This window comes from Latilactobacillus parafuchuensis (assembly GCF_055271665.1).
Window position 1 is genome coordinate 821,912 of the sequence record NZ_CM143875.1, and the last position, 26,031, is coordinate 847,942.

The window sequence follows — 26,031 nt, forward strand, 5'->3', positions numbered from 1 at the left end:
GATTACTTCCTTTCTGAATCTTCTTTAACTTGTTTTTCTGCATGTCGAATACATATTTCACCAATCACCATTGTGACAATCGTACCTAATAGAATTGGCAATTTACTATTTAATTCTGCCTGACTACCATTCAATGGAAAGACCGTTAAAATCAACGTCAGTATCAACAGAACCAACGGAATATACGTCATTAATCGAATTACCCAGCGATTACCGGGAATTTTAAATGGTCGTTCTCGTTTAGCATCGATTTTACGTAACCGTAAGAAAGCTGGGAACATTAGAATGTATGATCCTAATAATGCGACCACGTTTAATGAGAAGAACGCCCAGAAAATATTAGGATTTGGAATAAACGGTGCAGCGACTACTAGAACAGTCGCAATGACACCATTTAAAATGGTGGCGCCAATCGGCATCTCATTTTTAGCACTCACCTTTTTAAAGACCCTTGGTAAATCATTATTCTTGGCTGCGTACAAAGCGACGTAATTAACACCCGCTGACCAAGAAATCAAATTGGCCGCTAACGTATACATGAAAAGCAATCCGATTAAGATCACGAACCAATTATGGTGACCTACCAATAATAAGATGCTGTCCATTAAACCACCCGAAGCGGATAATTGACTACTTGGAATCGCAGCCCCCATCCCAAAGGCAGCAAATAGATAGAATACCGCAATTAAAACGCCACCCCAGATGATTGCTTGTGGAATCTGTTTCTTAGGATTTTCCATATCACCGGCCATCGTAGCGACGACCTCAAATCCTAGAAAGTTAAATAGGATAACTGAAATATAACTTAAACTAGTTGCATCAAATTTCGGTAACATTGCGGTTCCCGAAAAATCATTTGCTAGGCCTTGAGTTGCGGCGTGATAAATACCTAACGCACCAACACTAACCATAATAACCACTTTAGCAACCGCCGCAAAATTTAAAATCCATTTACTATCCGCGATTGGATAACAACTAATGAGTGTGACAATCCAAATAAAGAGCAGTTCAACGCCAATTCCGACACCAGTACTCAATTTAATTTGAAAGATTTGTTCAATCACTTCGTTAAATAAAACGGCAAGACTAGCCATCCAAATTGGAAAATTAATCCAATATAACCAGGCTGCACGCCCGCCCCATTTATGACCAAAGGCTCTTCTGACCCAGTCATAAATACCACCTTCATCATTATAGGTCGTTCCTAATTCTGCAGAAATTAAACCATACGGTAAGAAGAAGAATAATAGTAATGCGCCCCACCAAAAGAATTGTGATGGGCCAATCGCTGCGGCTGGAGCAGCTGACTCAACTACTAAAACAACGACTACTGCCATTAAGACTGCATCAAACAGTCGGAACTTTTTCTTTTTTTGCATATTGCCACCCTCATCTATTCATCCACTAATTAACCAACTGATCTTTACTTCGTTGAATCAACGCGATTAATCAATAAAGCTTTCAATGTTTCATCGTTTAAATGATCAAGTGTTTCAGTCGAATAATTCATAGTTGGTGCCATTAGATAAACTAATAAAGCTCGCATTGCCGTCAACCGGTTTTCAGCTTCATCCCAAGCAACTGACGCCTTTGAATCTAGGACACTATCGGTTACTTCTTCCCCACGATTAGCTGGTAAACAATGCATAAATTTAGCATGTGGTGCAGCTTTAGCCATTAATTGATCATTTACTTGATATTTAGGATAGAAGATTGCCATCCGTTCATCGTATGATAATGGTGATTCGTATAAACCATACCAAACATCGGTATAAACAAAATCGGCATCCTTCATCGCTTCTTCAGCATCTTCTGTGATTAAAACACTGCCACCTGAAAGTTCAGCATTCTTTTGACCAATTGCCAATGTTTCAGGTTTAATATGATAGCCTTTAGGCCCAAATTGAACAAATTGCATGCCCATTTTAGTTGCGACAAACATCAATGACACACAAACTTGAGTTGCATCCCCGACGAAAACGACTTTACAATCACTCAATTTTTTACCCGCTGGTAAATGTTCAGCCATCGTGATAATGTCCCCAATTTCTTGTGTTGGATGATTATAATCAGTCATCCCGTTTAAAACAGGAACTGTTGCAGCGTTCGCAATTGTTTCAATTGTCTTATGGGTCGCCACTCGAGCCATTAAAATATCAACCAATCGGGATAATACAATGGCAGTATCGCCTAATGATTCACTTTCGGAACTACCTAGATGGATTTGCCCAGGTGCTAAATACTGTGCATGTCCACCTAATTGCGTCATAGCAGTTTCAAAGGACACTCGTGTTCTGGTTGAAGATTCTTCAAACAACATCCCTAAAGTCCGATTACTAAGTAATTGTGGATAGTTACCCGCTTTAATATCGTGTTTGATTTGTAAGCCCAAATCAATTAGATATTGGATTTCTGCTTGTGTGTAAGTTTTTGTATCGATAAAATCTCTTTTCATAATTGGCCATCTCCTAAAATATTTAATCTCTTTTTGACTACGCTTACAATATAAAATTTTTTCGTCTTGATTGAAATAGTTTTTAAACTGTTCGCCGCTGAGCATATCAGGGTGTATTTTGTACCTTTTTAAGTAACAAAATACATTGCTTCTGAAATGCCGGTCTATCAATCTTGCAAGTAGCGCTTGCGCTAAAATGACTTGTTTAATTTATTTTTAAGGCTATCATATGATTTAAATTAACGGTACACATTCATGGAGGAAGTCCGATGCTCGCCACAATCTTGAAACAACGCCGGCTAGAATTAAACTTGACCCAACAAGCGGTTGCCGACCAATTACACACCACCCGCCAAACGATTTCGAATTGGGAAACGGGCAAAAATTTACCTGATGTGCCGCTATTGATTGCTATCAGTGATCTGTATGCATTATCGTTAGACACGATGCTCAAATCCGATTCACAATACGTTCAAAAGGTAACGACTGATTATCAATTAATCAATCAAGCTAAAAAACAACGACATCTCGACTATGCGCTAGTCGCCGTCATACTGTTATTAATTGCCACACCGTTCCTCGCTAACTGGTTGAAAACCGATTTCAGTGATCGGTTACTCACAATCATCATTATTGCCATCACCACCGTGCTAGTGATCCTTTCTTATTACCGCTCTAAAAGTTTCTTCCCCAACATTCCAGGTACCCGACCACCACTCTTCGTTCCCCGAACTTTCGGAGTTGGTCTCACCATTAATCCGAACCACCCACTCGGTAAATTATTGTGGTTAACAATTTTACTGATTTTAATTGGTAGTATTGTTTGGGGCAGCCTTTAAGCAATCAGACCACTCTGCTGACCGCAGAGTGGCCTTTTTTAGTCCAATAGATTGTAAACAACCGTTCTATTTAACCGCGATAATTATATTTATTAAAAATAATCCGAATTTACAACAACTTCAGAATGTGGTATTCCTATATATAGACAGTTATTATTTTCTGAAAACTCGTCTAATCCTTTAGGAGGCGTTATTGTGACCACAGAAAAACCAAAACAAACATCCACTGAAGAAGTCGAAAAACCAATCAGCTATACTGATCATTACTATCAGAAAGGTCATTGGTGGCTCAAAATCCGGCAAACATTTGTGATTATATTATTATGGTTATGTGTTATCATTCCCCTTTATTGGACCTTATCATCAACTATTCTGGCACAAAAACCGCACATTTATCACGCTTGGCGCTACGCTGAAGGCCGCGATTTATTCTACTTTTACGATTTATTTTTCTTAATTGCGTTTATCATTTTAGCGATTATTATCGTTGGCGCAACACTCCACAACAACCATCGAATGAAACAACACGTGCGCAAAGAGGTCCAATACGATCCTGAACAATTACAGGTTCGTAAAGCAAAACTAGAGACCTTTTACACGGATCGTTTTGGTCAGGCTAGTTTTCGGAAAAGCGTTCGCCGTTACACCGTCAACCCGGATCAAAATTTAGAAACCCACACTATTCAGAAATTATACGAGGATTAGCCCATGGAAATTATGTCGACACTCAGTCCCTTTGAAAATATTTTAAATTTCGTTCTACTATTACTCGTTTCCTATCCCGTTTTAGGCGCATTCAGTTGGTTAATCGGCGTAATCTGTTACAAAGTGCTCTACCGTTACCAACGCAAAGAATTTGAACCCATTGAAACTAAGGATGAACCGTTCGTCACAATTATGATTCCGGCCCACAACGAAGAGGTTTTAATTGAACAAACCATCACTTATTTAATGACCGAATTACATTATCACAACTATGAAGTCCTCGTGACCGACGATGGTTCAACCGATACCACCCCCGAAATTCTGCAACGACTGCAAACCCTCTATCCTAACTTACGAGTCATCACCATTGAAAAGAACCAGGGTAAAGCCCACGCTTTCAATATCGGCGTTGGTTTCGCGCGTGGTGAATTTATCCTAAGTAACGATGCCGATTCGATTCCCGAACCCGACGCCCTTTGGAAATACATGAACTATTTCATGGGTGAAACCCAAATGAACATCGCCGCGGTCACAGCGAATATGGATGTCCAAAACCGGAGTACCCTATTGGCTAAATCACAAACGGTTGAATTTGCTAGTATCGTTGGCGTCATCAAACGCAGTCAAGTCAGCGCTTTGGGTAACATGTACGCTTACAGTGGTGCCAACACGATGTACCGCCGTGACGCGTTAATCAGCGTTGGTTTATTCCGGCAAGATCGCGCCACTGAAGATATCAGTATCGCTTGGGACCACCAACTCAATGGTTGGACAACCAGTTTTGCGCCCGACATTGTGTTCTTCATGGACGTCCCCGAAAAATTAAAACCACTCTACCATCAACGTAAACGGTGGGCTAAAGGCGGCACCGAAGTCTTGTTAACGAACTTCACGAAGATTTTAGGCCATCCCATCAAACAATTGAAAAAGATTCCGTTCATTTTAGATCAGACGCTCAGTATTCTATGGTCGTTATTCTTCTTTATCTCAACGATTCTCTTTATTATTGCCTTCGTCGGCTTCTTATTCACCGGCAATTACGAACGGATTTATCACATGTTCTGTATGGCCTTTATCTTTGTCAGCTTCGAGATGGTCGCTGGCGTTATGCAGCTATTAGCCGCCGTCATTGTCGACAACCGAGCCCACAAATTGCGTTATCTGTTCTTCATGCCAATTTATATGATGGTTTATTGGCAGGTCAATTCAGTCGCCCTCGTCATGACCTTAATCCCCGCAATTAAAACGATTATGGGTTACGGCAGTGGTACTTGGAAAAGTCCGGTCCGCAACCAACATTAGCGAATTGTGAAAACACGCTAAGCAAGTTATGTGAATTATCAAACAACATTTCGGCAACGCTTACAAAAGTGATATACTGAATAACGAACTAAAGTGATGAAAGGATGATTTAACATGAATAATATTCCACAAGCATTAGGTCCTTATTCCGCATACCGCCGCGCAGGTGATTTAGTAATTACTTCCGGTCAAATTCCATTGAACCCAGCCACAAATGAAGTTGAAGCAACAACTGTCGCTGATCAAGCACAACAATGTTTAACTAACATTGAAGCGATTTTAAAACAAGAAAATGGGAGCTTAGCGGATGTCGTTAAATTCACGGTTTTCATGACCGATTTATCGCATTTCGCTGAAATCAACGAAGTGATGGCGGGCCGTTTACAAGAACCTTACCCCGCACGTTCTGCTATCGAAATTTCAAAACTACCCAAAGATGTTCAAGTTGAAATTGAAGCAATTGCTTATATTAAAGCTTAATTCAAAAAGGCCCATCATTAGAACGAAATATTCTAATGATGGACCTTTTTTGGTACGATAAATTTAAATAACTGCTTAATATCCATAACTATATTTGCTATAATCAATTTAGGCACCGCGGTTTTAATTACCCTAAACTGATTGAAAAACGCTCATTCGGAACTTTCTATTTATTAGAAAAAGTCCAGCGAAAAATGGGATTGGCCATTGCTTATGTCGAAAACGGGCGTGAATTTTACTACAAAAAATAATATGAATCCCAACCTTCAAGGAGTCAGCAAAAATGGCGCAAAAAACCACTAAAATTCTAGCCAGCCGAACCCACTTAACCGCAACTGATACCGACTATATTGCTAAGTTAAAATATGGCTACTTAACTACCCTAGTCGCGGCACTTAGCTTCACCGGTATTTTAATACTAAGCTATGTCTTAAGTCGCCATAGCACGACCTATTTAAGATTATTGACCCTCTATATGGCTGGGCTGCACGGTTTTGTCCGTACCTGCTTAATCATATTAGTGAGCGTCATTCCGCTTTGGTTGTGCCAAGTATACGCAAAGTTTAACCCGCTCAAATCAATCTTCTTTTTTGGTCTATCACTGATTACAATCGGGTTTCCAGTGGGCATCCCGGTCGTTAGGATGCCCACCGTTGTCGTCCCAGTCGCAATTCAAACGCTCGCTTTAACCTTATTGTTTTGCTCAATTGGGATTATCACCCATAAAGATTTATCTAATTGGGGTTCGATACTATCGATTGGTTTATTAGGATTACTCATCTCGACGTTTTTGAATCGTCAATTTCTACACCTGTCATTAATAACAGGCCTACTATCTTATGCGACGATGCTTATTTTTCTAGGTTATCTCATATTTGATGCCAATATCGCGATGAATAGTTACACCGAAGCTAAAAAGCTAGGCGGTCTATTCTTAATCAGTATCCTATTAGCCAATTCATTATCAATTCTACAAGACATCATCGTTCTATTTTTTGAACTTCTGGGATCTGGTGATTCTGATTCAGATGATGATCCCGGCGGCTTCGACAGCTTTTGGTAGGCCTGCTAATTTCTAAATCAAAACTTAATTCACCCATGAGGAGCAACTTTATGTCGAAAAAAAACATCGGTATCACAATGATTCTGAGCTACGTGTTAATGATTATGGGGTTATTAATCTGGGACTGGGGCGCAATCTTATTTATTAGCATCTTCACACTAGGCTTACCAATTGTCATCTTAATATTACCCGGGTTATCAGTTCGGCTACTGACCGCTAAAACCGTCACTGGCTTAATTTTCGCCTTAATCTGCAGTCTAACAAGTCTGATACCGTTAACTATCACGATTACTTCGTTACCTTTACGAAGCTTAGTCACAGAAGCCGGTGAGTACAGTGTTACGCCAGTTATCATTGCGCCTTTAATCATCATTGCCACCCTTGTTTTTTTACTATCCTCGATTAGCTTATTCATCTTACAATATCAAACCATCAAAAAAGGGCTCCCGAATGACCGGTAGCCCTTTTTCAATTGATTTAATTTAGTGCACTACGGATTAAACACCGCTAACGTTTTCTTCGTCGCTTTTTGCGTCTTCACTAACTGACCTTGAATACACCACCGACGCACCGTGTTATCACACGTAATCAACGTCACCATTTTCTTGCCCGGTACATCATCGATCACTTTGACATCGTATGGACTGATTGATTGTTTATAATCGACCTTGTAAGTGTAAACCGATTGCATATCCGTTAAATAAACCATGTCCCCGACTTTAACGTTCTCCAATGGTAAGAAGATATTGGTAAAAGAATGGCCAGCGAGCGCGTAGTTATTGTCCGCACCCATCTTCTGATCAGGTTTCATCGTCCCACCACCTTGGGCCATGGTATCCTCTGAGACGCCCTTCATGACCGGTAGCGCCATGCCAACACTTGGCACAGCCACTTTACCCAGCACGATGACATCACCGCTAACGGCCGCGTGAACGATCTGTTTTGTATCTAGTGAATCAACCGCTTTAAAATCAAAGTTGGCTTTTTTGTGTTGATTTTTTTGAATTTGAGTCGCTGTGACATCCATTCGCCGATTGGCCATCCAACGGACTATTTGGGTTCTAATCGGACCACTGAAAACTAGCAGTAAGCCAATAATTAAAACGACTGCTAGTACACTATTGATAATCCGATTTTTAACTTTTTTTGACATGTTATTTGAGGCCCTTCATGATTATTTAGGGCTATTGTACCATATTCTGAAGACCCCTGTCGGCTCGGCAACTTACGGAATATTTAACGTCTTTAATTAATCGTGATGAGTTTGCAGTCGCAATAATAAGTTAGTCCCCGTCGCAATCATCACCGAAACTAGAATAATTGCAAAACCAATTAGCATAATCCCCGGTGCATCAGTCCGATCGGCGACAAAATAGAAGAAGGGTAAACTTACCATGTAACCGACCGTATTCCAAATCGCGGCCCGTCTAATCTGCCGCAAGGCCTGACTGGTCATCAACCCAAAAGAACCCTGCTTAGCGACTTCATTCAAAATTCGAATCAATTGAAATCCGCTCCACAAAAGCAGGCCTGTCATCCCGTACAACAACAATCCGACCACCCCACCTAAAATAACGACCCGCGGTAAAATCGCTGCGATGTTAACCATTAAACGTGGCCACCAGAAAACACTCATCAATAATAACGGCATATTGATTACCAATAGCGTCGCTTTTAAAAACCAAATTTGGACTCTCACACTAATCACCTCAAACAGTCTCTGACTATAATTTAAACGTAAAAGCCCAAAACGCCAATTAGATTAAGCGGAATTTAAAGAAAATTAAAAAAAGATGAGTGCTAAACTCAGCCGGTTAACTTCTGAGTATAGCCTAGAATTGTGAATTATGACCGGTTTTAGTCATAATTTGCGATTCGTAGCTAACCGGAAGAAGTTGGCTGAGAAGCACGTTATCGCCTGAGTGCGTTGAGTTGCGGGTAGCAACTGAGCATTAATTATAAATAACCAGTAATCTTGGTCTTAAGATTATCGGTTATTTTAGATTAAGCGGAGGTTGTTGCAACTCAGAAGCACGTTATGATCGAAGTGCCGTCACTCACGGGTAGTTTCTGAGCATTAGCCTAGTTTCGCGAATAAAGTCCGGACTTTGGACTTTGTTTGCGAAACGTAGCTAAGCACAGGAAACTGTGAGGGACTGCACGTTATCGAATGAGTGCGTTGAGTTGCGGTCAGCAACTGAGCATTAATTATAAATAACCGATAATCTTGGTCTTAAGATTATCGGTTATTTTAGATTAAACGGAAGTTGTTGCAACTCAAAAGCACGTTATCGCCTGAGTGCTATCACTCACTGATAGTGAAAGTATCTCAAGAGAGCTTTGCGCTGTCTCTGTCAACTATGGTACTATATTTGGGGTATTTAAGGAGGGGTCTTATGGACTTAGCTGAACGTTTAAAAGTTGCACGTCGAAATAGTGGGCTTACACAAGACGAGGTAGCTGAACGGTTGCATATTTCAAGACAGGCAATCTCGCAGTGGGAGACCGGGAAAAGTTCTCCTGATATTGAGAATATAAAACTATTTAATGATATACATCTAGTTGATAATTTATTAGATTCTACTATCAAAATAAATCAATTTAATTTCAGAACATTATTAAATCGAAAAATAATGTTTAGTATTTTGGCGGGATTAGTGTTTTTATTTTTATGCTTTAGAAATAAGGATTCTTTTGGTTATCAATGGAAATGTTTAGATGGTGATCATTCTCAAAAGTAATGTTCAGATACTGCAGTTGATAAGGCAAATGCACATGCAGCGAAATATGGATACCAAGTAACAATTGTAAAAGTAAAAAGATAATATTTCTATCGGTAGCAATCTAATATATTAAATTATTAAACTAAGCATCTAGATTTATTTCTAGATGCTTTTTAGATGGTGTGATGATAAATAAAAATTTATACTCAAAATATAAATTTAACTAACTAAGGTTTCAAGTCGATGAAAAGCGTATGAATTGGTATATGTTAATAAAAACACAATTAAATTAAGTAGTATCGTCTTTTAAAAATAATTGGTATATAAGTAAAAAACACTTTGATTTTATTTTCAATAGTGCTATTATCAAGTTATAGAAAACGCTTTCTTTATACATTGATAAGATTTGAAATTGAATATTATTGGAGGGTTTATCATGAAAAAATCTGTAAAATTAATGACTGCAGCAGCAACTCAACTGCAATGTTACTTGGCGGACCAATTGTACCAACAATTGTAAATGCAAGTTCAATTAATGAAACAGTACCGACATCGATTAATACCAATATTAATTCTGATTTTAATATACCGATGAAACATACGTTAGAAGTCAAGGGTATGGATACTATTATTACGATTCAAGATAGTGATATGTATGCCTATTTGCAACAACAAGGAATTGCACTTTCAAGTAGTGTTCTTACAAGAGGGACAGGCGTTACTAAAATTGTTTGGCACGGGCAAGCACGTTATGGAAATGTTGATCTTTATTTAAGTAAAACATGGTTAAATAATATAAGCCATGTATCCTATGCTGCGATTTATGCCGCAATGGTTGCAATGGTTCCATCAGCAGCAGTAGCTATTGCTGCAATATCTTCTGTCATTAACGGAGGAAACTTTACCAGTGGTAAAATCTTTAAAATCAGATCATTTGTATATGCAGGTAGTTCTAATCAGTAAGGGGTAATTACTATGAAAGATAGAATGATAAGAGGTTTAGCTTTTGGCATAAGCATATTTGTAGTTATGTTACTTGTTATGGGTTCTGGTTTAACGGGTATTGCCTATAAGATTATCATGGTAGTTTCGATTATAGTTACTTGCGCAGTAGTTGATCAGATTTTAAATAAATTGTAGCGTTTAATACAAATAGCCATTCCCGGCGAGGGGAATGGCCATTTTTTTGTGTCCTGTGATATCCAACGTTAAAAAAGGCTAAGGCTAAATTAAAATTGCTAGTCGAAATTGCTTTTACACCCGCTATTTAACGTTGAGAATCGCCATGAAGACGATGAAGACCACGAATAAGACGTACATAATCGGATGAATTTCTTTACGCCGACCAGCAGTGATCATTGTAATTGGATAAAGAATAAAGCCTAACGCAATCCCGTCTGAGATACTGTATGTTAACGGCATCCCCAAGACAATTAAGAAAGCTGGAATCGCAATTTCTAATTTTTCCCAATCAATTTTCTTCAATGATTGCGCCATTAGAACGCCGACAATCACTAAGGCTGGCGCGGTCACTTGGCTCGTCACCACTGTCAATAATGGTGAGAAAAATAAACTAAAGATGAATAAAATCCCAGTGACAACGGCGGTTAAACCAGTCCGACCACCGACGGCAATCCCCGCTGATGATTCGACGAAGGCGCCAACTGGTGACGTGCCTAATAATGAACCCGCTAGCATCGCTGATGAATCAGACATCAAGGCCTTACCCACCCGCGGCATTTTATTGTCCTTCATAAAACCGGCTTGTTCCGCTAAACCAACTAGCGTACCGGCCGTATCGAAGAACGTCACCAATAAGAAGGTTAAGACCACGACCCACATTTGCACGGTATTGATATCACCGACGTGGTGTAACCCCGCTAAGAAAGTGGGTTTCAAACTAGGTGCAGCAGCGACTAAATGACTTGGCAAATGAATTAAGCCGGTCACAACCCCTAAGATTGATGTCAAAACCATCCCGATAAAAATCCCACCAGGAACTTTTTTTACCATTAAAATCACCGTGATAATTAACCCAAAAACGGTTAACCAAGTCGTCCCTTGCGTAAAGTCACCCAAACCAACAACCGTTGATTTATTGGCGACGATTAAACCACCACCGTGCAAACCGATGAAGGCAACAAACATCCCAATTCCGGCAGAAATCGCGAGTTTTAAATCACGTGGAATCGCATCGATAATCAATTCACGGAGTTTAAAAACCGTGATTAACATGAAAATTAATGACGCGACAAACACGCCGGCTAAAGCGGTTTGCCATGAAACGCCCATCCCGATAACGACGGAATAACTGAAGAAGGCGTTAATCCCGAGGGCTGGCGCGGTCGCGATTGGATATTTAGCGTACATCCCCATTAAGAAACAACCGATGGCACTGGCCAAAGCCGTCGCAGTGAAGACCGCACCGGTATCCATGCCAGAAGCACCTAAGACACTGGGGTTCACAAATAAAATATAGACCATTGAGATAAACGTGGTAAAACCGGCAAGCACTTCCCGTTTGACGGTTGAATGGTGTTCATCAATGGCAAAGAAACGATTCATTTTTTGCATAATAATTTAACTAACTCCTCTAAGAATAACTAAATTTATGACTATCTTTTTGATAACAAACTGTGTATAATACTGATTGGTGCCAAACCCACGAGAATGAAAGACTGTTGGTGCGTTTAACGACGCATTTAGAAAACGGACTTTGCATTCTCTTTTTTTGTGCTCTGATTTACCAGATGGCTTTCAAAATGTTGGTTTGATCACGATCAGGACCGACTGCAAAAGTGGCCAACGGTAAATCAACTAATTCTTGCAACCGTTCAACATAGTTGCGGGCATTTTCTGGGAGCTCTTCTAAGGTCTTGACACCCGTAATATCTTCGTCCCAACCAGGCATTTCTTCATAAATCGGTGTACAACGCGCTAATTCACTTAAACTAGCAGGATAACGATCAATCTGTTGGCCGTCTAATTCATAAGCCACACAGATTTTGAGAGTTTTCAAACCAGTCAAGACGTCGACACAGTTTAAACATAATTGGGTTAAACCAGCAACCCGTTTCGAATGGCGTAGAACAACGGTATCAAACCAACCAATCCGACGGGGACGACCAGTGACTGTGCCATATTCATGCCCAGCTTGGCGAATGAAATCGCCAGTTTCGTCAAATAATTCAGTTGGGAATGGGCCGTCACCAACTCGTGATGTATAAGCCTTGGCCACGCCAACGACCTCATCAATCCGTGAAGCACCCACGCCAGAACCAGTTGAAACCCCGCCGGCTGGATTAGATGACGTCACGAATGGGTAAGTCCCTTGGTCGATATCTAATAGAATCCCTTGGGCGCCTTCGAATAAGACGTTGCCCTTTTGATCCAAGACGTCGTTCAAAATAACGGATGTATCGCAAACGTATTGTTTCAATTCTTGACCATATTGATAATATTCTTCAAAAATATCATCGAATTTTAACGCATCGCTACCATAAATCTTCGTGAACAACGCATTTTTTTCAGCTAAATTTTGTTTGAGTTTGGTGGCAAATAAATCTTTATCTAATAAGTCAGCGACGCGAATCCCGCTACGAGCTGCTTTGTCCATATAAGCGGGTCCAATCCCACGATTAGTGGTACCAATTTTTTGATCGCCTTTAGCTGCTTCTTGCAAGCTATCCAATTGAATATGGTAGGGCAAAATGACGTGTGCACGATCAGATAATTTTAATTGTTTGGTATCAATATTTTTGTCAGCTAACCCGCGTAATTCACCCACGAGTGATTTAGGATTGACCACTACCCCGTTGCCGATAACGCTGATTTTGTCACTATTAAAAATACCGGATGGAATTAATTGTAAATGATAAGTTTCTGAACCTAATTTAATGGTATGACCAGCATTATCGCCACCTTGGTAACGTGCGATAGCGTCCGCTTTTTGACCTAAGAAATCGGTAATTTTGCCTTTACCTTCGTCGCCCCATTGTGTTCCAACTACTACTGCAGATGTCATATGAATAAAACCCCTTTATTCAAGTTAGTCGCTAACTTGATATTTAAGTACTTAACTCACAAAGGCCATTGTACCAACTCGACAGCTTAAAATCAACTCAAAAGACGAACTTTATTTTCATAAACCAGTTAATAAAAGGCCTAAAAGCGCACTTTATTTAAAATTGATTATGTAACCGGATAAAAAGCGAACTTTATTTTGATTTGACAGTGCTGTGCTGACCGCCTACAATTAAACCACATTAACCACTGAGGAGCTTAATATGTTATATCTCGATAATTTACGCACCGCCTTGATTATTTTTCCAATACTCGCATTAGGCTTAACCGTGCCGGTCCTCATTTATCATTATCACCGCTACGGCGCGCTAACTGTCTTTCGCAGTTTAATCATTTATAGTTTTATCTTCTATCTATTAGCGGCTTATTGCTTGATTATTTTACCGTTACCGCCACAATCCGTCGTTGCGCACCTCACAACCCCTAAATATAATCTGATTCCCTTAACCTTTGTCCGTGAATTTATCAACATGACACCCTTGATCCTGACCAATCCGCACACTTATCTGGCCACCTTGAAACAGGCCGCAGTGATTCAACCGCTTTTTAACGTTGTTTTGACGATTCCGTTTGGCGTTTATCTGCGGTATTTCTTCAAAATGGATTTTAAGAAAACCATCTTACTCAGTTTCGGATTATCCTTGTGCTTCGAATTAACCCAACTATCAGGCCTCTACGGCATCTATCCGCGGCCATACCGCTTATTCGATGTCGATGATCTCCTATTGAATACGACCGGTGGTTTGATTGGTTTCGCCGTTGAACCACTACTAACCTTTTTATTACCGACCCGCACGAGTCTCGACGAGTCAGCCTTTACTCACGGACAAAAAGTCGGTTATCTCCGCCGTCTCTTAGCCTTGTGGTTAGATTACGGCCTCTTAGCCCTTATCAGCGGTTTAATCAGTTTCGGTTGGCGCTTATCACCACTCAAAACCATCACCATCCCTAGTCCCGTGGCCTATAGCGTATCAGTCGGCCTCTATTTCGTTTTATTACCCTTACTCTGGTCGGGCCAAACCCCTGCCAAGAAATTATTAAACCTCCAATTAATCAGCGACCACCAATCAAAATGGGGGCTCTTTGCCCGCCAATTCAGTTTATTCTTCATTATTTTGCCTAGTTTCTCACTGTGGCGCGTCGCTTTAGACGCCGTCGTTGCCAACGGCCCAACCCATCTAGATCGTAACCTCGTTTTACTCGGTCTGACGTTGATTTTACCGTTATTGGCACTTGGCAACTTCCTATTGAGTTGGTTACTACGCCGGCCGCAATTATTTTATGAAAAATTAACCCACACCCGTGAAATCAGTTCATTAAAAAAGAATTAATTCTACAATAAATTGCTTAAAATTAACCATCAGCCAATACTTTAAGCCTTAAATTAGTTATACTAGAGATATCAAATGCATCCAGAAAGGATTACTGACTATGTTCACTAAACTTAAAGTGGCGATTCCACTGATTCTCGCAACCATTATTGGTTTCTCGGCGCAATCGGCCTTTGCTGATACGACCAGTTGGGATAAACCCGTTGCCACCCTAGGAACGAGCCTTTCAAGTACCCAAAAAGAAGCGACGCTCACCACACTTAAAAATGCCGCTAACGTGACCGACTACAACGAACTAACCGTCACTGGTTCCACCCTAGTTAAATATTTAGATCAAAACCAACAAACTTTTAACACTAACTCGAACGTCTACTCGAGCGCTCTGATTCAAAAAAATGAGACGGCAACCGGAATCAATGTCAAAATCGTTGATTTTAACGGCAGCAACAACATCACCACGATTACCGCCGACCAATATAAGAATGCCGCGTTGACCGCTGGTGTGACTAACGCCACGATTTACGTGACTTCCGCAGTCCCCATTGACGGTTCCGGCGCATTGGCTGGCGTCTACGCCGCTTTTGCTGAGAATGGCGAAACGCTGAATCAAGCCCAAGTGACCGCCGCTCAAGACGAAATGAGCACCTTGAGTGACATTACCCAAGCCAACAAAGATACTTCCGGGTACAGTGATGCGCAATTGAATAACGCCGTGACTGGCGCTAAGCAAGCAATGGCTGAAAAAGGCGATAACTTAACCGTCAACCAAATTACCACAATCGTCAATAATCAGTTGGAAACAAATAACCTAACGACGATTATTAATAACAATCAAAAAACCCAAATTATCAATCTGCTCGTTAAAATTCAAGATTCTGGCGCCTTAAAATCGGATGATTTTAAAAATCAAGCCGGTAAATTGATGAATAATATTCAAAGTGGTGCCAAAAGCATCTTCAATAAATTAAACACTGAAAGTAACCGCAATTTTATCCAAAAACTATTCGATAGTATCGCTAGTTTCTTCAAAGGGCTCTTTAACTAAGCCTTTTTGAAAAGCCGTTGTCCAGCCTATATTAGGTCGTTCAACGGCTTTTTTACGTTGCTTGCAATCAGCCTATTGAATTCACACCTTTTTTTCATCAAAGGTTGTTAAACGCTTGGGAATCCATTAAAATGAAAGCGTCAACAATTAGTTAATGAGGAGTGTTTTTTATGAAAAAAGTAGCCGTTATCGGCATTGGCCATGTCGGGAGCACCGTCGCTTATACCTTAGTTTCTCGCCGAGTTTGTGATGAACTCGTCTTACTCGATGAAAACAAGGCTTTGGCAATTGCTGAAATGCACGATTTAAAAACCGGACAAGTCGGCCATGGTGGTGACGTCACGATCACGGCTAATGACGAAAGCCAACTGAGTGATTGTGATTTAATCATCTTCTCGGCTGGCGATATCTCAATTCTCCAACATAGTTCCGACCGCTTCGCCGAATTAGCTTATACCAAACAGGTCGCCGCACAATGGGGCCCCAAGATTAAAGCTGCGAATTTTAAGGGGATTTTGTTAAGCATTACCAACCCTTGCGACGTGATTACCCAATATCTCCAAGAGTTAACCGGATTTTCTAAAGAACGCGTCTTCGGTACCGGGACTACTTTAGACACTGCCCGGATGCAAAACGCCGTCGCCGATGCCTTACAAATTGCACCCAACGCCGTCACAGGCTACGTGCTGGGCGAACATGGTAATTCGCAATTCGTTGCCTGGTCAAGTGTTCAAGTCGCTAGCCAAGCACTCACTAAGCAATTCACCCCTGAACAACTGGCCCAATTCGAAACTGATGCGCGCCAAGGGGCCTGGGCTGTAATTAGTGGTAAAGGTTACACTTCTTACGGTATTGCTAATCAAGCCGCCATCTGTGCCCATGCGATTTTACAAAATACGCACGAAATTTTACCCGTCAGCAACTACGATCAACAAGCGGGTTGTTATTTAGGCCATCCCGCAATGGTCGGTTCAGACGGGATTCTCAAAGATTATCAACTTCAATTAACGGCTAGTGAAACTGAATTGATGACCACTTCCATCAAGAAGATTAAAGACATGTACGCGACAATTTAAAAAATAAGCTATGATAGCACTCGGTTATCAATTGAGTATCAAGTCGAAAAAGTGGTTATCCCGAACTAAGGATAACCACTTTTTTGGATTTGAAACGTGCTTCCACTCACAGTTTCTTGTGCTTAGCGACGTTTCGCAAACAAAGTCCACAATACAGACTTTATTCACGAAACTAGGCTAATGCTCAGAAACTACCCGTGAGTTACAGCACTCAGACTTTGAAACGTGCTTCTCAAGTAGCCTTTTCCGGTTAACGACAAAACAGGAATCATGAGTAAAAAACACTCATAATTCCTGTTTTTAGGTTAATCCTCAAAGCCTGACCGACTTGAGTCAGCACTCCGATTTTTAAACGTGCTTCTCAAGCAAGCTTCTCCGCCTAACGACATAACGGGCAGGATGGTTAAAATCCAAACCATCCTGCCCGTTATTAGGTTATGCTCGAAGCTTAAACGCTTGAGCTAGCACTCTTTATTTCGTTGTTGCTTTTAATGCGATTTCGTTTGATTGGACTGTGCGGCCGGTTGCTGTTGATTTGAAATAAGCAACGTCTGCCATGTTGGTGATGATCACCATCATTGCGGTTTGTTTGCCAGCTTGCACAATTTGTGCCAAGTCAACATTGGCTAATAAGTCACCGTGTTGCACTGTTTGACCTTCTTCAACGGCTACTTCAAAAGGAGCACCCTTTAATTCAACAGTATCAATCCCCATGTGCACTAGGACTTCTAAACCATCTTCAGTCTTGATGCCGATTGCGTGTTTCGTTGGGAAGACCGTCATGATTGTCCCAGAAACAGGTGACACGATTTTACCGTTAGTTGGGATAACGGCGTAACCGTCACCTAACATTTTTTGAGCAAAAGTTGCATCATCAACCGCTTCAATATCAATTAATTGACCATCAGCAACTGTGTAGAATTCATCCGTCATCCCAGCATTAATATCACTATTAACGACTGCTGCTTCGGCAACGGGTGCGTCATCAGTAACAGTGCCAATTGGTGCATTACTGTTGAAAAGTTCTTTCAAAGCATCCGCGACGAATTGCACTTCAGTCCCGATAATAATTTGAATATTTGTCTGATCTAAGACGTTAATCCCAGCAACACCAGCCGCTTTAATGGCCGCTTGGTTCGCTTTACCCGTATCTGCTAATTGAAGGCGGAGACGCGTGGTACAATTATCAATCACCTTGATATTGGCTTTACCACCGATGGCAGCGTAAATCTTTTTAGCTTGAATCATGAATTTATCATCATTTTTATCAGTTGCGACGGCTGGTGCATCGTCAACAACTTCTTCAACTTCACGCCCGGGTGTCATCAAGTTAAATTTCTTAATGGCAAAGTTAAAGCCGAAGTAATAAATTGCGGCCATTGCGAGCCCTTCAACCAATAACATCAATGGTTGGTTTGCAACTGGATTCTTTAAACTTAAAACATAATCGACTAAACCAGCACTAAAGGCAAATCCGGCTGTCCAGTGGAAGAATGCGGCGATTGCCAATGAAATACCAGTAAAGGCTGCGTGTAACACGTAGAGTGGCCATGCCACAAACATGAATGAGAATTCAAGGGGTTCAGTTACCCCTGTAAAGAATGAGGCAAAACCAGCAGCTAACATTAATGAAGCTGTTGCTTTTTTACGTTCAGGACGCGCATTTTTATAAATCGCATAGGCCCCAGCTGGTAATCCAAACATCATCACTGGGAAGAAACCAGCTTGATACATACCGGTCTTACCAACAATGGCCGTCCCGTTAGCGATCGATTTAGCACCGCCTAAGAAATTCCCGATATCATTAATATTCGCAACGTCAAACCAGAACACTGAATTCAACGCATGGTGTAACCCGGTTGGAATCAATAAACGGTTGAAGAACCCGTAAATCCCAGCCCCGGCCCAACCAAGATTAGAAATTGCTTTACCAAAGGCCACTAATACGGTGAAGACTGCTGGCCAAACGAAGTATAGGATGGCTGAAACAACGACCATGGCAGCGGCGGCCATAATCGGTACCAACCGTTTCCCACTAAAGAAGGACAGCGCCATCGGTAACTTCACGTTATGGAATTTATTGTACATGGCAGCGGCAATTAAACCGGCTAAAATCCCAATTAAGACGTTCCCTTCAATCTTACCAAAAGCAGGATTGACTTTAGCGATGTCTGATAACCCTTGCATCGCTTGAACTGAAGCAGGTGCTAAGATGGTCTTCGGTACTAAGAAAGCTACCAAACCAGCTAAGGCTGCGGCCCCATCTTGATCCTTCGACATCCCTAAAGCTAAACCGACGGCAAATAGTAATGGTAAATTATTTAAAATCGCGCCACTACCACCGGCTAAGAAAATCGTGAAGATGTTAGCATTTGAATCGCCATTGCCAACCCAGTTAGCAATCCCCATTAAGATGGCAGCTGCTGGTAATACGGCAACTGGTAACATCAATGAGCGACCCATTCGTTGTAAGTAATTTTTCATTGCGAATACTCCTTAATATTTTTCGATGTTTTCATTAAACCATTAACAGTTAACAGACGCAAGCGCTTAATTTTTGGTATAGACCTTTATAGATGGCTTTTAAAGCGGTTTCTTTATTTAAAAAAACATTGGTCTATACCTCGTGTATAACTGACTATTTAAACAAATTATTTTCAACAATTATAAAACGGTTGCAAAAGCGACGGCATCCCGTATACTAAGGGTACAATTAAATCGCTTTGCACTAGGGGTGTTCTTTAGAAGAACTGAGATAGATTGATTCAATCTAATCCCTTCGAACCTGTAAGTTCAGACTTGCGTAGGAAAGTGCTCCCTTGCTTATTTGTTAAGCCACTTTTCTATGCCGTCGTGCAGCCAAAAGTGGCTTTTTTGATATTCTAAGGAGGCTCTACCATGAATCAGACCTTATTGAACCAACTGCGGCACACAAATCCAATTGTGGCCAACATCTCGAACCACGTGACCGTCGACCAAGTCGCCAACGTCCAAAACGTGATTGGCGCGTCGCCCATTATGTCCAGTGCACCTGAAGAAGCGGCCGATATCGTTGCGATTGCCCAAGCGATAACCGTTAACATCGGCACGCTCGCCCAACCCCAGATTGATCAAATGGTCACGTTGTTGCAAGCCGCGTATCAAATGCACAAACCGGTTGTCTTAGACCCGGTCGCCGTCGGTTCCTTAACGTATCGTCAAGGCGTAATCGATCAACTACTCACTTTAGGCACCCCCGGTATTATTCGTGGAAATGCCGGTGAGATTGCCTATTTTGCCGGGATTGACTGGCAAGCTAACGGGATTGATGCCGGGAGTGGTCAAGCCGACATCGTTGATTTAGCGCGACAAGCCGCTCGTAAACTGAACACTACGATTCTATTAACGGGTCCAACAGATGTGGTCACCGATGGTCAACGGACGACCCAAATCTTCAACGGGACCCCGCTCTTCCAAACCCACGTCGGCTCTGGTGATATGTTAACCGGCGTTTGCGGTGCGTTCGTCGGCATGCTACCTGACGATCCTTATCAAGCAGCCGTTGCCGCAGCCACTACTTTTGCCGTCACTGGTCAATTAGTTGCTGAAGCGATGCCACAACCGTTACCTGGTAGCTTTTATCTGCAATTATTAGACCGTTTGTTCACGGTGACGACCGAAGAAATCAGTCAAAAAGCCCAATTAAAGGAGTCCAATTAAGATGAACGACTTTCCACAAGCCCTAACGATTGCTGGTTCCGATAGTGGTGGCGGTGCTGGCATGCAAGCTGACATTAAAACGATGCAGGAACGCCACGTTTTTGCCACCAACGTGGTCGTCGCGATTACCGCTCAAAACACACTCGGGGTGCAAGACAGTTTCCCGTTGCCCCTTGAATTGATTACTAAACAATTTGAATCATTGGCAGCCGACTTCCACATTAAAGCCTGTAAAACCGGTATGTTAGCCGATGCCGCACACGTGGCGGCCGTAGCCGAAAATTTACGGCGCTTTGACTTTGGCCCGCTGACGTTAGACCCCGTCATGATTGCTAAGGGTGGAGCCGCACTTTTAACCGAGGATGCGATCACGACTTTACGCAACGAATTATTGCCTCTCGCAACCGTCCTGACGCCCAACTTACCCGAAGCCGAAGTCTTGATTGGTCAATCCGTTAAAACACCAGCTGAGTTCAAGTTAGCCGCCCAAATCTTACAAAAAATGGGCGCGCAAAACATCATCATCAAAGGTGGCCACCAAACGGCGGAACAACAAGCCAACGATTATATTCTATACGCGGATGGCAGTGATGAATGGCTGTCGACACCCCGGATTGAAACGATCCGAACGCACGGGACCGGTGATACGATTTCAGCTTGCATCACGGCGGAACTTGCCAAAGGCACGCCCTTAAAACAAGCGATTCGGATTAGTAAAGCCTATATTCAAGCGGCAATTGCCAATCCGATTGCCGTCGGTCACGGCCATGGTCCGACCAATCACTGGGCGTATCGGGAGGTTGAACATGACTAATATTTCCCCGGAAATACTCCAAACCTATTTAGTGGCTGGCACCCAGGATACCGGCGTCGCCCAATTCTTACCGACATTAGAAGCGGCACTTAAAGCCGGGATTACTTGTTTTCAATTCCGCGAGAAAGGTCCGAATAGTCTGCAATCAACTGCTGCGATTGAACACTATGCCCGCCAAGCGCAGCAACTTTGTCGAACTTACCAAGTCCCTTTTTTCATTGATGATCGATTAGAACTGGCCTTAACACTCCAAGCTGACGGCTTGCACGTAGGTCAATCCGATCAACCGTGGGCTAAAATCGAAACCGCCAAACGCCACGGTTTAATCACCGGTTTATCTTGTCATAGCGCCGCCGAAATCATAGTCTGTCATCAGCAACCGATTTTAGATTATTTAGGCATTGGCCCCATTTTCCCCACCCATTCTAAAGCGGATGCGCAATCGCCACTTGGCTTGCAACAATTAGCCAATTTTGTATCGCTCAGCGAACGGCCAGTGGTCGCAATCGGCGGGATTTCACTACGCAACGTTGCCAGCGTCGCCCAAACCGGCGTTGCTGGAGCCGCCGTCATTTCGGTGATTACCCAGAGTTCAGATATTGCCCAAACCGTTCAAACGTTAAAACAACCGTGGCACGCTAGCGAGGCTTCATTATGAAAATCAATCGTAATCAATTTTTACTATGGTTTGGCGCCGCGATTTCGATTGCCGAAATCATCACCGGCACCTTAATCGCACCGTTAGGCCTTCTCAAAGGCAGTTTGGCCATTATTATCGGCCATTTAATTGGCGCCTTTTTATTGTTACTGCCAGCAAGCTTCATCGGGGGCCAACGTCAACAAAATGCGATTGAATTAACCCGACCCGTCTATGGCGCCAAAGGGATGTTGCTATTTGCCGGCCTAAACGTGATTCAACTCATCGGTTGGACTGGTATTATGATTGCCAATGCCGCGCAATCTTTGCAGCAACTAAAGCTACTCAAAACTTCCTATATCGTTGATACACTGATGATCACCGCGCTAATCATCATCTGGCTCGCTTTAAAATCGCAACTCTTCTTTAAACTAAATAACACAATTGTCCTCTTATTGGTCATCGCCTGCGTTGGTCTTTTTTGGCAACTTGGGACGCTCCCAATCAATAGTCAACACACAACGGTTCAACCGATTCATTTTGGATCAGCAGTTGAACTGAGTATTTCAATGGCACTATCTTGGCTACCGTTGATTGCCGATTATACACAGCATTCAAAAAAGCCACTAACACTCTCTTTATGGAGTACTAGTGGCTACTTTTTAGGTAGTCTCAGTATGTTCTTTTTAGGATTTTTGACGGTTATTTTAACCGGTTATACCGACTTCAATCAATTTTTAGGGGCGACTCACTACGGTTTAATCGTGCTGTTCATCATCCTTTTTTCAACCATTACCACCACGTTTTTGGATGCCTATTCGGCCGGCGTTAATCTTAAAAACATCTTTCCAACCTGGCATGTTTCACCCAATTTACTGGGGATTGGTGTCACGTTAATGGCCCTAGGACTGGCTAATAATAGTCAGGTTTTTAAATATGAACTATTTCTCGGTCTGATCAGCGCGGCCTTCACGCCACTATACACCATCATTTTCTTTAACGTCTTTTACCGGCCATTACCAAAACCAATTAATTTTTCCTTTTGGTTAATCGGCCTATTGGGTTATTACGGCTTACAACGCTTTAATTTTCCACTCGGAACGACTAGTCTATTAATGGGTTGTCTGACCATAAGCTTATTGCTTGTTGGACTTTTTATAAAACGTGATTCGGTTCATCAATAGCAGCGAAATACGCCGCTTTTTCTTGGGCCCAATAAGCGTGATCGTCTGATGTAATTGGCCGGAGTACCCGGCACGGATTCCCCACCGCGACCACATTATCCGGAATATCTTTCGTGACGATTGAACCGGAACCAATGACCACGTTACTACCAATCGTGACCCCTGGATTAACCACCGTGTTGCCACCAATCCAGACGTCATCCCCAATCGTAATGGCATGACCATATTCTAAATCATCACGCCGTTCTTGGGCCGTAATCGGATGGCCGGCCGTATACAAACCAACTCGCGGTCCGAAGAAAACGTGATTGCCAATCGTCACCGGCGCCACATCAACAATAATACAGTCATAGTTCATATAAACGTGCTCGCCAATCGTTGTTTGACAGCCATAATCCGCCCGAAAAGGCGGTTCAATGTATAGATCTGCGCCGCTTTTGGCGAATAGTTGCTGTGTCAATTCCCGGCGATAGGTCTGCTGTTCTTCAGTGGTTTGATTAAACAGGCGGGTCAACACCCGAGCGCGCTTCATATCGGCCCGTAGTTGGTCATCATTGGCCCGATACAGTTGGCCATTGATCATACGTTCTTTTTCAGTCATGTTATTTCCTCCAATTTCATAAAAAAGGGCGCCCCATCAATCGAATCAATTTGATGTGGCGCCCTTTTTACGTGATCAATCTTCAATTACCAAATCGCAACACGTTGTTCTGGTGCTAAATACATTCCATCAGTCGGTTGAATTTCAAAGGTCGTATAGAAATCAGCCAAGTTTTGAACTTGGACATTGGCGCGCAAAGCGTTTGGCGCATGGACGTCAACATTCAACAACAACTGTTGATATTGAACCGTCGCTTTCATCCGCCAAATCGTCGCCCAATTAGTAAAGAAGGCTGCTAAATCGACATCATCTGCGGATTTCGCCGCCTCTAGTGCACAACTCAAGCCACCGGCATCGGCGATGTTTTCCGAAACCGTTAACTTGCCGTTGACCGCGTTACCAGCCAACTGGCGACCGTCAAATTGGTCAATCATGGTCTGCGCCAACGCCTTAAAATGGTCTAAATCACTGGTTTGCCACCAATTATTTAAATTACCATATTCATCAAATTGCGCACCGTTATTATCAAACGCGTGTGAAATTTCATGGGCAATCACGGCCCCAATCCCACCGTAATTCGCACTACTACTTTGTGCCAAACTATAAAATGGCGCTTGTAGAATTGCTGCGGGGAACACAATTACGTTTTTAGAAGGTGAATAATAGGCGTTGACCGTGGCCGCACCCATTTCCCATTTAGCGCGGTCGACGGGTTGCGTCAATTGGGCAAAATTCTCAGTTTCAACGGTCCGAATAAAGTCGGCCGTATTTTCAAATAGCGTCCCACCATCAACAGCCGGTACCGTTCTTAATTTTGCAAAAATTGGGGCGATTTTCTCAGGATAGCCGACATGAATCCCTAAATGATTGAGTTTAACAATCGCTTTTTCGCGCGTTTCTGCGCTTAACCAATCGTTATTTTCGAGACGTTTCTGATACACACCAATCATCTTTTTAACCATTTGTTCGACATCTTTTTTGGCCGATTCACCAAAATAACGCCGACCATAATAGTCGCCGACCACTTGGTTAAACATCCCTAGTGCCAAATAATACGCACTCTTGGCTTGCGGACGGGCTTCTTTACTCCCAGACAAAGCGCGACTATAAATCGAACTAATCTGACGCATTTCTTCATTCAAATAGCCACTCCAACCGCGAACCGTCATCACTAATAACCAGGCTTTAAAATCGGCAAAGTTCGCCGTTGTCACCAATTGAGTTAATTGGTCAAAATAGGCGGGTTCCGTCACGATAATTTGCGTCGGTTGTTTAGGCAATACTTTTTGGAATAGTGTTTTAAAATCAAGTGTTGTTTGTTGCGTCAAAAACGGTGCTAAATCACGCGGATTGTAAAGTTTCGTATAATCGGCTGCTTCTTCGGCACTTTTGACGTAAGGCGCTAGTGAGCGATCGAAGACTAAAGCTTGTTTAACGGTCTTAGTCGCATCAATTGGCGCTAAACCAATTTTCTGCAGGAGTTGGACCATCATATCCGTAAAGACGGCTAATAGTTGGTCAGCACTCTCATTGCCTGCTTCATAATACGTTTTATCCGGTAAAATTAAATCCGCGGCTTCAATGTATAACGCATTTTGTTGGGTTTGTTTCATATCTGGATCAACCGATAAATTAAACGGTGTTGGTAACCCCGATAAGACCCAGTCCGCCAAGCCTTGATTATAATCGGCTAAATTGCTCAACGATTGTACGCGAGCGATTAACGGTAAAATCGGGTTGACGCCTAGTTGATCACGGGTTTTAAAATCGGCCGCTAAGGCGTAATAATCCATAAAGGCTTGTAATAAAGGTTGATCGACTGGTTTCAACGTTTCAAAATCTTGCATTAACTGATTGTCAATTTCATCCACTAACGCCACAAAACCACCCGTTGCTGGTTTATCGGCCGGAATCTTAGCTTGCGCCAGCCACTCGTCATTCACGGCACCATAGAAATCATCTTGCATCCGTATCTTCGTCATAAAAGAGCCTCC

25 protein-coding genes and 1 riboswitch are annotated in these 26,031 nt (G+C 42.2%); of the genes, 16 read left to right on the forward strand and 9 right to left on the reverse strand.

Annotation, left to right across the window (positions count from 1 at the left end):
* Window positions 1–2: 2 nt before the first annotated feature.
* Window positions 3–1,379, reverse strand: coding sequence for an APC family permease (locus tag ACVPPQ_RS04255; RefSeq protein ID WP_056950576.1), 1,377 nt, complete (start codon window positions 1,377–1,379; stop codon window positions 3–5).
* Window positions 1,380–1,423: 44 nt separating this feature from the next.
* Window positions 1,424–2,455 (reverse strand): putrescine carbamoyltransferase, encoded by a 1,032-nt coding sequence (ptcA, locus tag ACVPPQ_RS04260; protein WP_035438938.1) that lies wholly within the window; start codon window positions 2,453–2,455, stop codon window positions 1,424–1,426.
* A 269-nt stretch (window positions 2,456–2,724) separates the two neighbouring features.
* On the opposite strand from ptcA, the gene ACVPPQ_RS04265 reads away from it, so the two are divergent.
* The 6 genes from ACVPPQ_RS04265 (at window position 2,725) to ACVPPQ_RS04290 (ending at window position 7,305) form a co-directional block, all read left to right on the forward strand.
* Entirely contained in the window at window positions 2,725–3,294 is a 570-nt protein-coding gene (locus ACVPPQ_RS04265) for a helix-turn-helix domain-containing protein (protein WP_463495939.1), read from the forward strand.
* 195 nt (window positions 3,295–3,489) lie between these two features.
* A complete protein-coding gene (locus ACVPPQ_RS04270) occupies window positions 3,490–3,999 on the forward strand; it encodes a hypothetical protein (protein ID WP_463495941.1) in 510 nt (169 codons plus the stop codon).
* A 3-nt stretch (window positions 4,000–4,002) separates the two neighbouring features.
* Window positions 4,003–5,301, forward strand: coding sequence for a glycosyltransferase family 2 protein (locus tag ACVPPQ_RS04275; RefSeq protein ID WP_463495943.1), 1,299 nt, complete (start codon window positions 4,003–4,005; stop codon window positions 5,299–5,301).
* A gap of 114 nt (window positions 5,302–5,415) precedes the next feature.
* A complete protein-coding gene (locus ACVPPQ_RS04280; RefSeq protein ID WP_025082848.1) occupies window positions 5,416–5,781 on the forward strand; it encodes a Rid family detoxifying hydrolase in 366 nt (121 codons plus the stop codon).
* 283 nt (window positions 5,782–6,064) lie between these two features.
* Window positions 6,065–6,844, forward strand: coding sequence for a Bax inhibitor-1 family protein (locus tag ACVPPQ_RS04285; protein ID WP_463495945.1), 780 nt, complete (start codon window positions 6,065–6,067; stop codon window positions 6,842–6,844).
* 50 nt (window positions 6,845–6,894) lie between these two features.
* Window positions 6,895–7,305 carry a hypothetical protein gene (locus ACVPPQ_RS04290; RefSeq protein WP_463495947.1) on the forward strand — a complete coding sequence of 137 codons (411 nt, stop codon included), beginning with the start codon at window positions 6,895–6,897 and terminating at the stop codon, window positions 7,303–7,305.
* A 29-nt stretch (window positions 7,306–7,334) separates the two neighbouring features.
* Here ACVPPQ_RS04290 and ACVPPQ_RS04295 read toward each other — a convergent pair whose 3' ends face one another.
* Both ACVPPQ_RS04295 and ACVPPQ_RS04300 read right to left on the reverse strand, forming a co-directional pair.
* Window positions 7,335–7,997 carry a class A sortase gene (locus ACVPPQ_RS04295; protein ID WP_025082860.1) on the reverse strand — a complete coding sequence of 221 codons (663 nt, stop codon included), beginning with the start codon at window positions 7,995–7,997 and terminating at the stop codon, window positions 7,335–7,337.
* 96 nt (window positions 7,998–8,093) lie between these two features.
* Window positions 8,094–8,543, reverse strand: a complete 450-nt coding sequence (locus ACVPPQ_RS04300) for a DUF2975 domain-containing protein (RefSeq protein WP_025082861.1) — start codon at window positions 8,541–8,543, stop codon at window positions 8,094–8,096.
* Between the two features lie 697 nt (window positions 8,544–9,240).
* Between ACVPPQ_RS04300 and ACVPPQ_RS04305 the strand changes: the two genes are divergently transcribed.
* The 3 genes from ACVPPQ_RS04305 to ACVPPQ_RS04315 all read left to right on the forward strand — a co-directional run bounded on the left by ACVPPQ_RS04305 (window position 9,241) and on the right by ACVPPQ_RS04315 (window position 10,707).
* On the forward strand, window positions 9,241–9,585 hold the full coding sequence (locus tag ACVPPQ_RS04305) for a helix-turn-helix domain-containing protein (protein ID WP_025083731.1): 345 nt from the start codon (window positions 9,241–9,243) through the stop codon (window positions 9,583–9,585).
* A 339-nt stretch (window positions 9,586–9,924) separates the two neighbouring features.
* Entirely contained in the window at window positions 9,925–10,530 is a 606-nt protein-coding gene (locus tag ACVPPQ_RS04310) for a hypothetical protein (protein ID WP_463495950.1), read from the forward strand.
* Between the two features lie 12 nt (window positions 10,531–10,542).
* Entirely contained in the window at window positions 10,543–10,707 is a 165-nt protein-coding gene (locus ACVPPQ_RS04315; protein ID WP_463495952.1) for a hypothetical protein, read from the forward strand.
* A gap of 123 nt (window positions 10,708–10,830) precedes the next feature.
* Here the strand turns inward: ACVPPQ_RS04315 and ACVPPQ_RS04320 are convergent, their stop codons facing one another.
* Window positions 10,831–12,141: an NCS2 family permease gene (locus ACVPPQ_RS04320; RefSeq protein WP_025083729.1), complete on the reverse strand. Its 1,311-nt coding sequence runs from the start codon at window positions 12,139–12,141 to the stop codon at window positions 10,831–10,833.
* A gap of 169 nt (window positions 12,142–12,310) precedes the next feature.
* Window positions 12,311–13,591 carry an adenylosuccinate synthase gene (locus tag ACVPPQ_RS04325; RefSeq protein WP_463495954.1) on the reverse strand — a complete coding sequence of 427 codons (1,281 nt, stop codon included), beginning with the start codon at window positions 13,589–13,591 and terminating at the stop codon, window positions 12,311–12,313.
* 262 nt (window positions 13,592–13,853) lie between these two features.
* On the opposite strand from ACVPPQ_RS04325, the gene ACVPPQ_RS04330 reads away from it, so the two are divergent.
* From ACVPPQ_RS04330 to ACVPPQ_RS04340, 3 genes are all read left to right on the forward strand, one after another.
* Window positions 13,854–14,981 carry a VanZ family protein gene (locus tag ACVPPQ_RS04330; protein ID WP_463495956.1) on the forward strand — a complete coding sequence of 376 codons (1,128 nt, stop codon included), beginning with the start codon at window positions 13,854–13,856 and terminating at the stop codon, window positions 14,979–14,981.
* 100 nt (window positions 14,982–15,081) lie between these two features.
* Complete coding sequence (locus tag ACVPPQ_RS04335; RefSeq protein WP_463495958.1) at window positions 15,082–16,026, forward strand: DUF1002 domain-containing protein; 945 nt, start codon at window positions 15,082–15,084, stop codon at window positions 16,024–16,026.
* 170 nt (window positions 16,027–16,196) lie between these two features.
* Window positions 16,197–17,102 carry a lactate/malate family dehydrogenase gene (locus ACVPPQ_RS04340; RefSeq protein ID WP_463495960.1) on the forward strand — a complete coding sequence of 302 codons (906 nt, stop codon included), beginning with the start codon at window positions 16,197–16,199 and terminating at the stop codon, window positions 17,100–17,102.
* 471 nt (window positions 17,103–17,573) lie between these two features.
* Here ACVPPQ_RS04340 and nagE read toward each other — a convergent pair whose 3' ends face one another.
* Window positions 17,574–19,586, reverse strand: a complete 2,013-nt coding sequence (nagE, locus tag ACVPPQ_RS04345; protein ID WP_463495962.1) for an N-acetylglucosamine-specific PTS transporter subunit IIBC — start codon at window positions 19,584–19,586, stop codon at window positions 17,574–17,576.
* A gap of 236 nt (window positions 19,587–19,822) precedes the next feature.
* Window positions 19,823–19,929: riboswitch (TPP riboswitch) on the forward strand.
* A gap of 71 nt (window positions 19,930–20,000) precedes the next feature.
* On the opposite strand from nagE, the gene thiM reads away from it, so the two are divergent.
* Genes thiM through ACVPPQ_RS04365 form a run of 4 tightly spaced genes read left to right on the forward strand, consistent with a single transcriptional unit; the run spans window position 20,001 to window position 23,436 of the window.
* Window positions 20,001–20,801, forward strand: a complete 801-nt coding sequence (gene thiM / locus ACVPPQ_RS04350) for a hydroxyethylthiazole kinase (protein ID WP_463495964.1) — start codon at window positions 20,001–20,003, stop codon at window positions 20,799–20,801.
* A gap of 1 nt (window position 20,802) precedes the next feature.
* Window positions 20,803–21,615 carry a bifunctional hydroxymethylpyrimidine kinase/phosphomethylpyrimidine kinase gene (thiD, locus tag ACVPPQ_RS04355; RefSeq protein WP_463495966.1) on the forward strand — a complete coding sequence of 271 codons (813 nt, stop codon included), beginning with the start codon at window positions 20,803–20,805 and terminating at the stop codon, window positions 21,613–21,615.
* Window positions 21,608–22,273 (forward strand): thiamine phosphate synthase, encoded by a 666-nt coding sequence (gene thiE, locus ACVPPQ_RS04360; protein WP_463495968.1) that lies wholly within the window; start codon window positions 21,608–21,610, stop codon window positions 22,271–22,273. The genes thiD and thiE overlap by 8 nt, the downstream gene beginning before the upstream one ends.
* Window positions 22,270–23,436 carry an SLC5/6 family protein gene (locus ACVPPQ_RS04365; RefSeq protein ID WP_463495970.1) on the forward strand — a complete coding sequence of 389 codons (1,167 nt, stop codon included), beginning with the start codon at window positions 22,270–22,272 and terminating at the stop codon, window positions 23,434–23,436. The genes thiE and ACVPPQ_RS04365 overlap by 4 nt, the downstream gene beginning before the upstream one ends.
* On the opposite strand, the gene ACVPPQ_RS04370 is transcribed toward ACVPPQ_RS04365, so the two are convergent.
* Both ACVPPQ_RS04370 and ACVPPQ_RS04375 read right to left on the reverse strand, forming a co-directional pair.
* Window positions 23,408–24,037 (reverse strand): sugar O-acetyltransferase, encoded by a 630-nt coding sequence (locus tag ACVPPQ_RS04370; RefSeq protein ID WP_463495972.1) that lies wholly within the window; start codon window positions 24,035–24,037, stop codon window positions 23,408–23,410. The genes ACVPPQ_RS04365 and ACVPPQ_RS04370 overlap by 29 nt on opposite strands.
* A gap of 86 nt (window positions 24,038–24,123) precedes the next feature.
* Window positions 24,124–26,019: a M13 family metallopeptidase gene (locus tag ACVPPQ_RS04375; protein WP_463495974.1), complete on the reverse strand. Its 1,896-nt coding sequence runs from the start codon at window positions 26,017–26,019 to the stop codon at window positions 24,124–24,126.
* Window positions 26,020–26,031 lie beyond the last annotated feature (12 nt).

Bases quoted from the DNA above. Each gene is read 5' to 3' on its own strand.
- ACVPPQ_RS04255 (WP_056950576.1), bottom strand. From the start codon at position 1,379: ATGCAAAAAAAGAAAAAGTTCCGACTGTTTGATGCAGTCTTAATGGCA.
- ptcA (WP_035438938.1), bottom strand. From the start codon at position 2,455: ATGAAAAGAGATTTTATCGATACAAAAACTTACACACAAGCAGAAATC.
- ACVPPQ_RS04265 (WP_463495939.1), top strand. From the start codon at position 2,725: ATGCTCGCCACAATCTTGAAACAACGCCGGCTAGAATTAAACTTGACC.
- ACVPPQ_RS04275 (WP_463495943.1), top strand. From the start codon at position 4,003: ATGGAAATTATGTCGACACTCAGTCCCTTTGAAAATATTTTAAATTTC.
- ACVPPQ_RS04280 (WP_025082848.1), top strand. From the start codon at position 5,416: ATGAATAATATTCCACAAGCATTAGGTCCTTATTCCGCATACCGCCGC.
- ACVPPQ_RS04285 (WP_463495945.1), top strand. From the start codon at position 6,065: ATGGCGCAAAAAACCACTAAAATTCTAGCCAGCCGAACCCACTTAACC.
- ACVPPQ_RS04290 (WP_463495947.1), top strand. From the start codon at position 6,895: ATGTCGAAAAAAAACATCGGTATCACAATGATTCTGAGCTACGTGTTA.
- ACVPPQ_RS04295 (WP_025082860.1), bottom strand. From the start codon at position 7,997: ATGTCAAAAAAAGTTAAAAATCGGATTATCAATAGTGTACTAGCAGTC.
- ACVPPQ_RS04305 (WP_025083731.1), top strand. From the start codon at position 9,241: ATGGACTTAGCTGAACGTTTAAAAGTTGCACGTCGAAATAGTGGGCTT.
- ACVPPQ_RS04315 (WP_463495952.1), top strand. From the start codon at position 10,543: ATGAAAGATAGAATGATAAGAGGTTTAGCTTTTGGCATAAGCATATTT.
- ACVPPQ_RS04320 (WP_025083729.1), bottom strand. From the start codon at position 12,141: ATGCAAAAAATGAATCGTTTCTTTGCCATTGATGAACACCATTCAACC.
- ACVPPQ_RS04325 (WP_463495954.1), bottom strand. From the start codon at position 13,591: ATGACATCTGCAGTAGTAGTTGGAACACAATGGGGCGACGAAGGTAAA.
- ACVPPQ_RS04330 (WP_463495956.1), top strand. From the start codon at position 13,854: ATGTTATATCTCGATAATTTACGCACCGCCTTGATTATTTTTCCAATA.
- ACVPPQ_RS04335 (WP_463495958.1), top strand. From the start codon at position 15,082: ATGTTCACTAAACTTAAAGTGGCGATTCCACTGATTCTCGCAACCATT.
- ACVPPQ_RS04340 (WP_463495960.1), top strand. From the start codon at position 16,197: ATGAAAAAAGTAGCCGTTATCGGCATTGGCCATGTCGGGAGCACCGTC.
- nagE (WP_463495962.1), bottom strand. From the start codon at position 19,586: ATGAAAAATTACTTACAACGAATGGGTCGCTCATTGATGTTACCAGTT.
- thiM (WP_463495964.1), top strand. From the start codon at position 20,001: ATGAATCAGACCTTATTGAACCAACTGCGGCACACAAATCCAATTGTG.
- thiD (WP_463495966.1), top strand. From the start codon at position 20,803: ATGAACGACTTTCCACAAGCCCTAACGATTGCTGGTTCCGATAGTGGT.
- thiE (WP_463495968.1), top strand. From the start codon at position 21,608: ATGACTAATATTTCCCCGGAAATACTCCAAACCTATTTAGTGGCTGGC.
- ACVPPQ_RS04365 (WP_463495970.1), top strand. From the start codon at position 22,270: ATGAAAATCAATCGTAATCAATTTTTACTATGGTTTGGCGCCGCGATT.
- ACVPPQ_RS04370 (WP_463495972.1), bottom strand. From the start codon at position 24,037: ATGACTGAAAAAGAACGTATGATCAATGGCCAACTGTATCGGGCCAAT.
- ACVPPQ_RS04375 (WP_463495974.1), bottom strand. From the start codon at position 26,019: ATGACGAAGATACGGATGCAAGATGATTTCTATGGTGCCGTGAATGAC.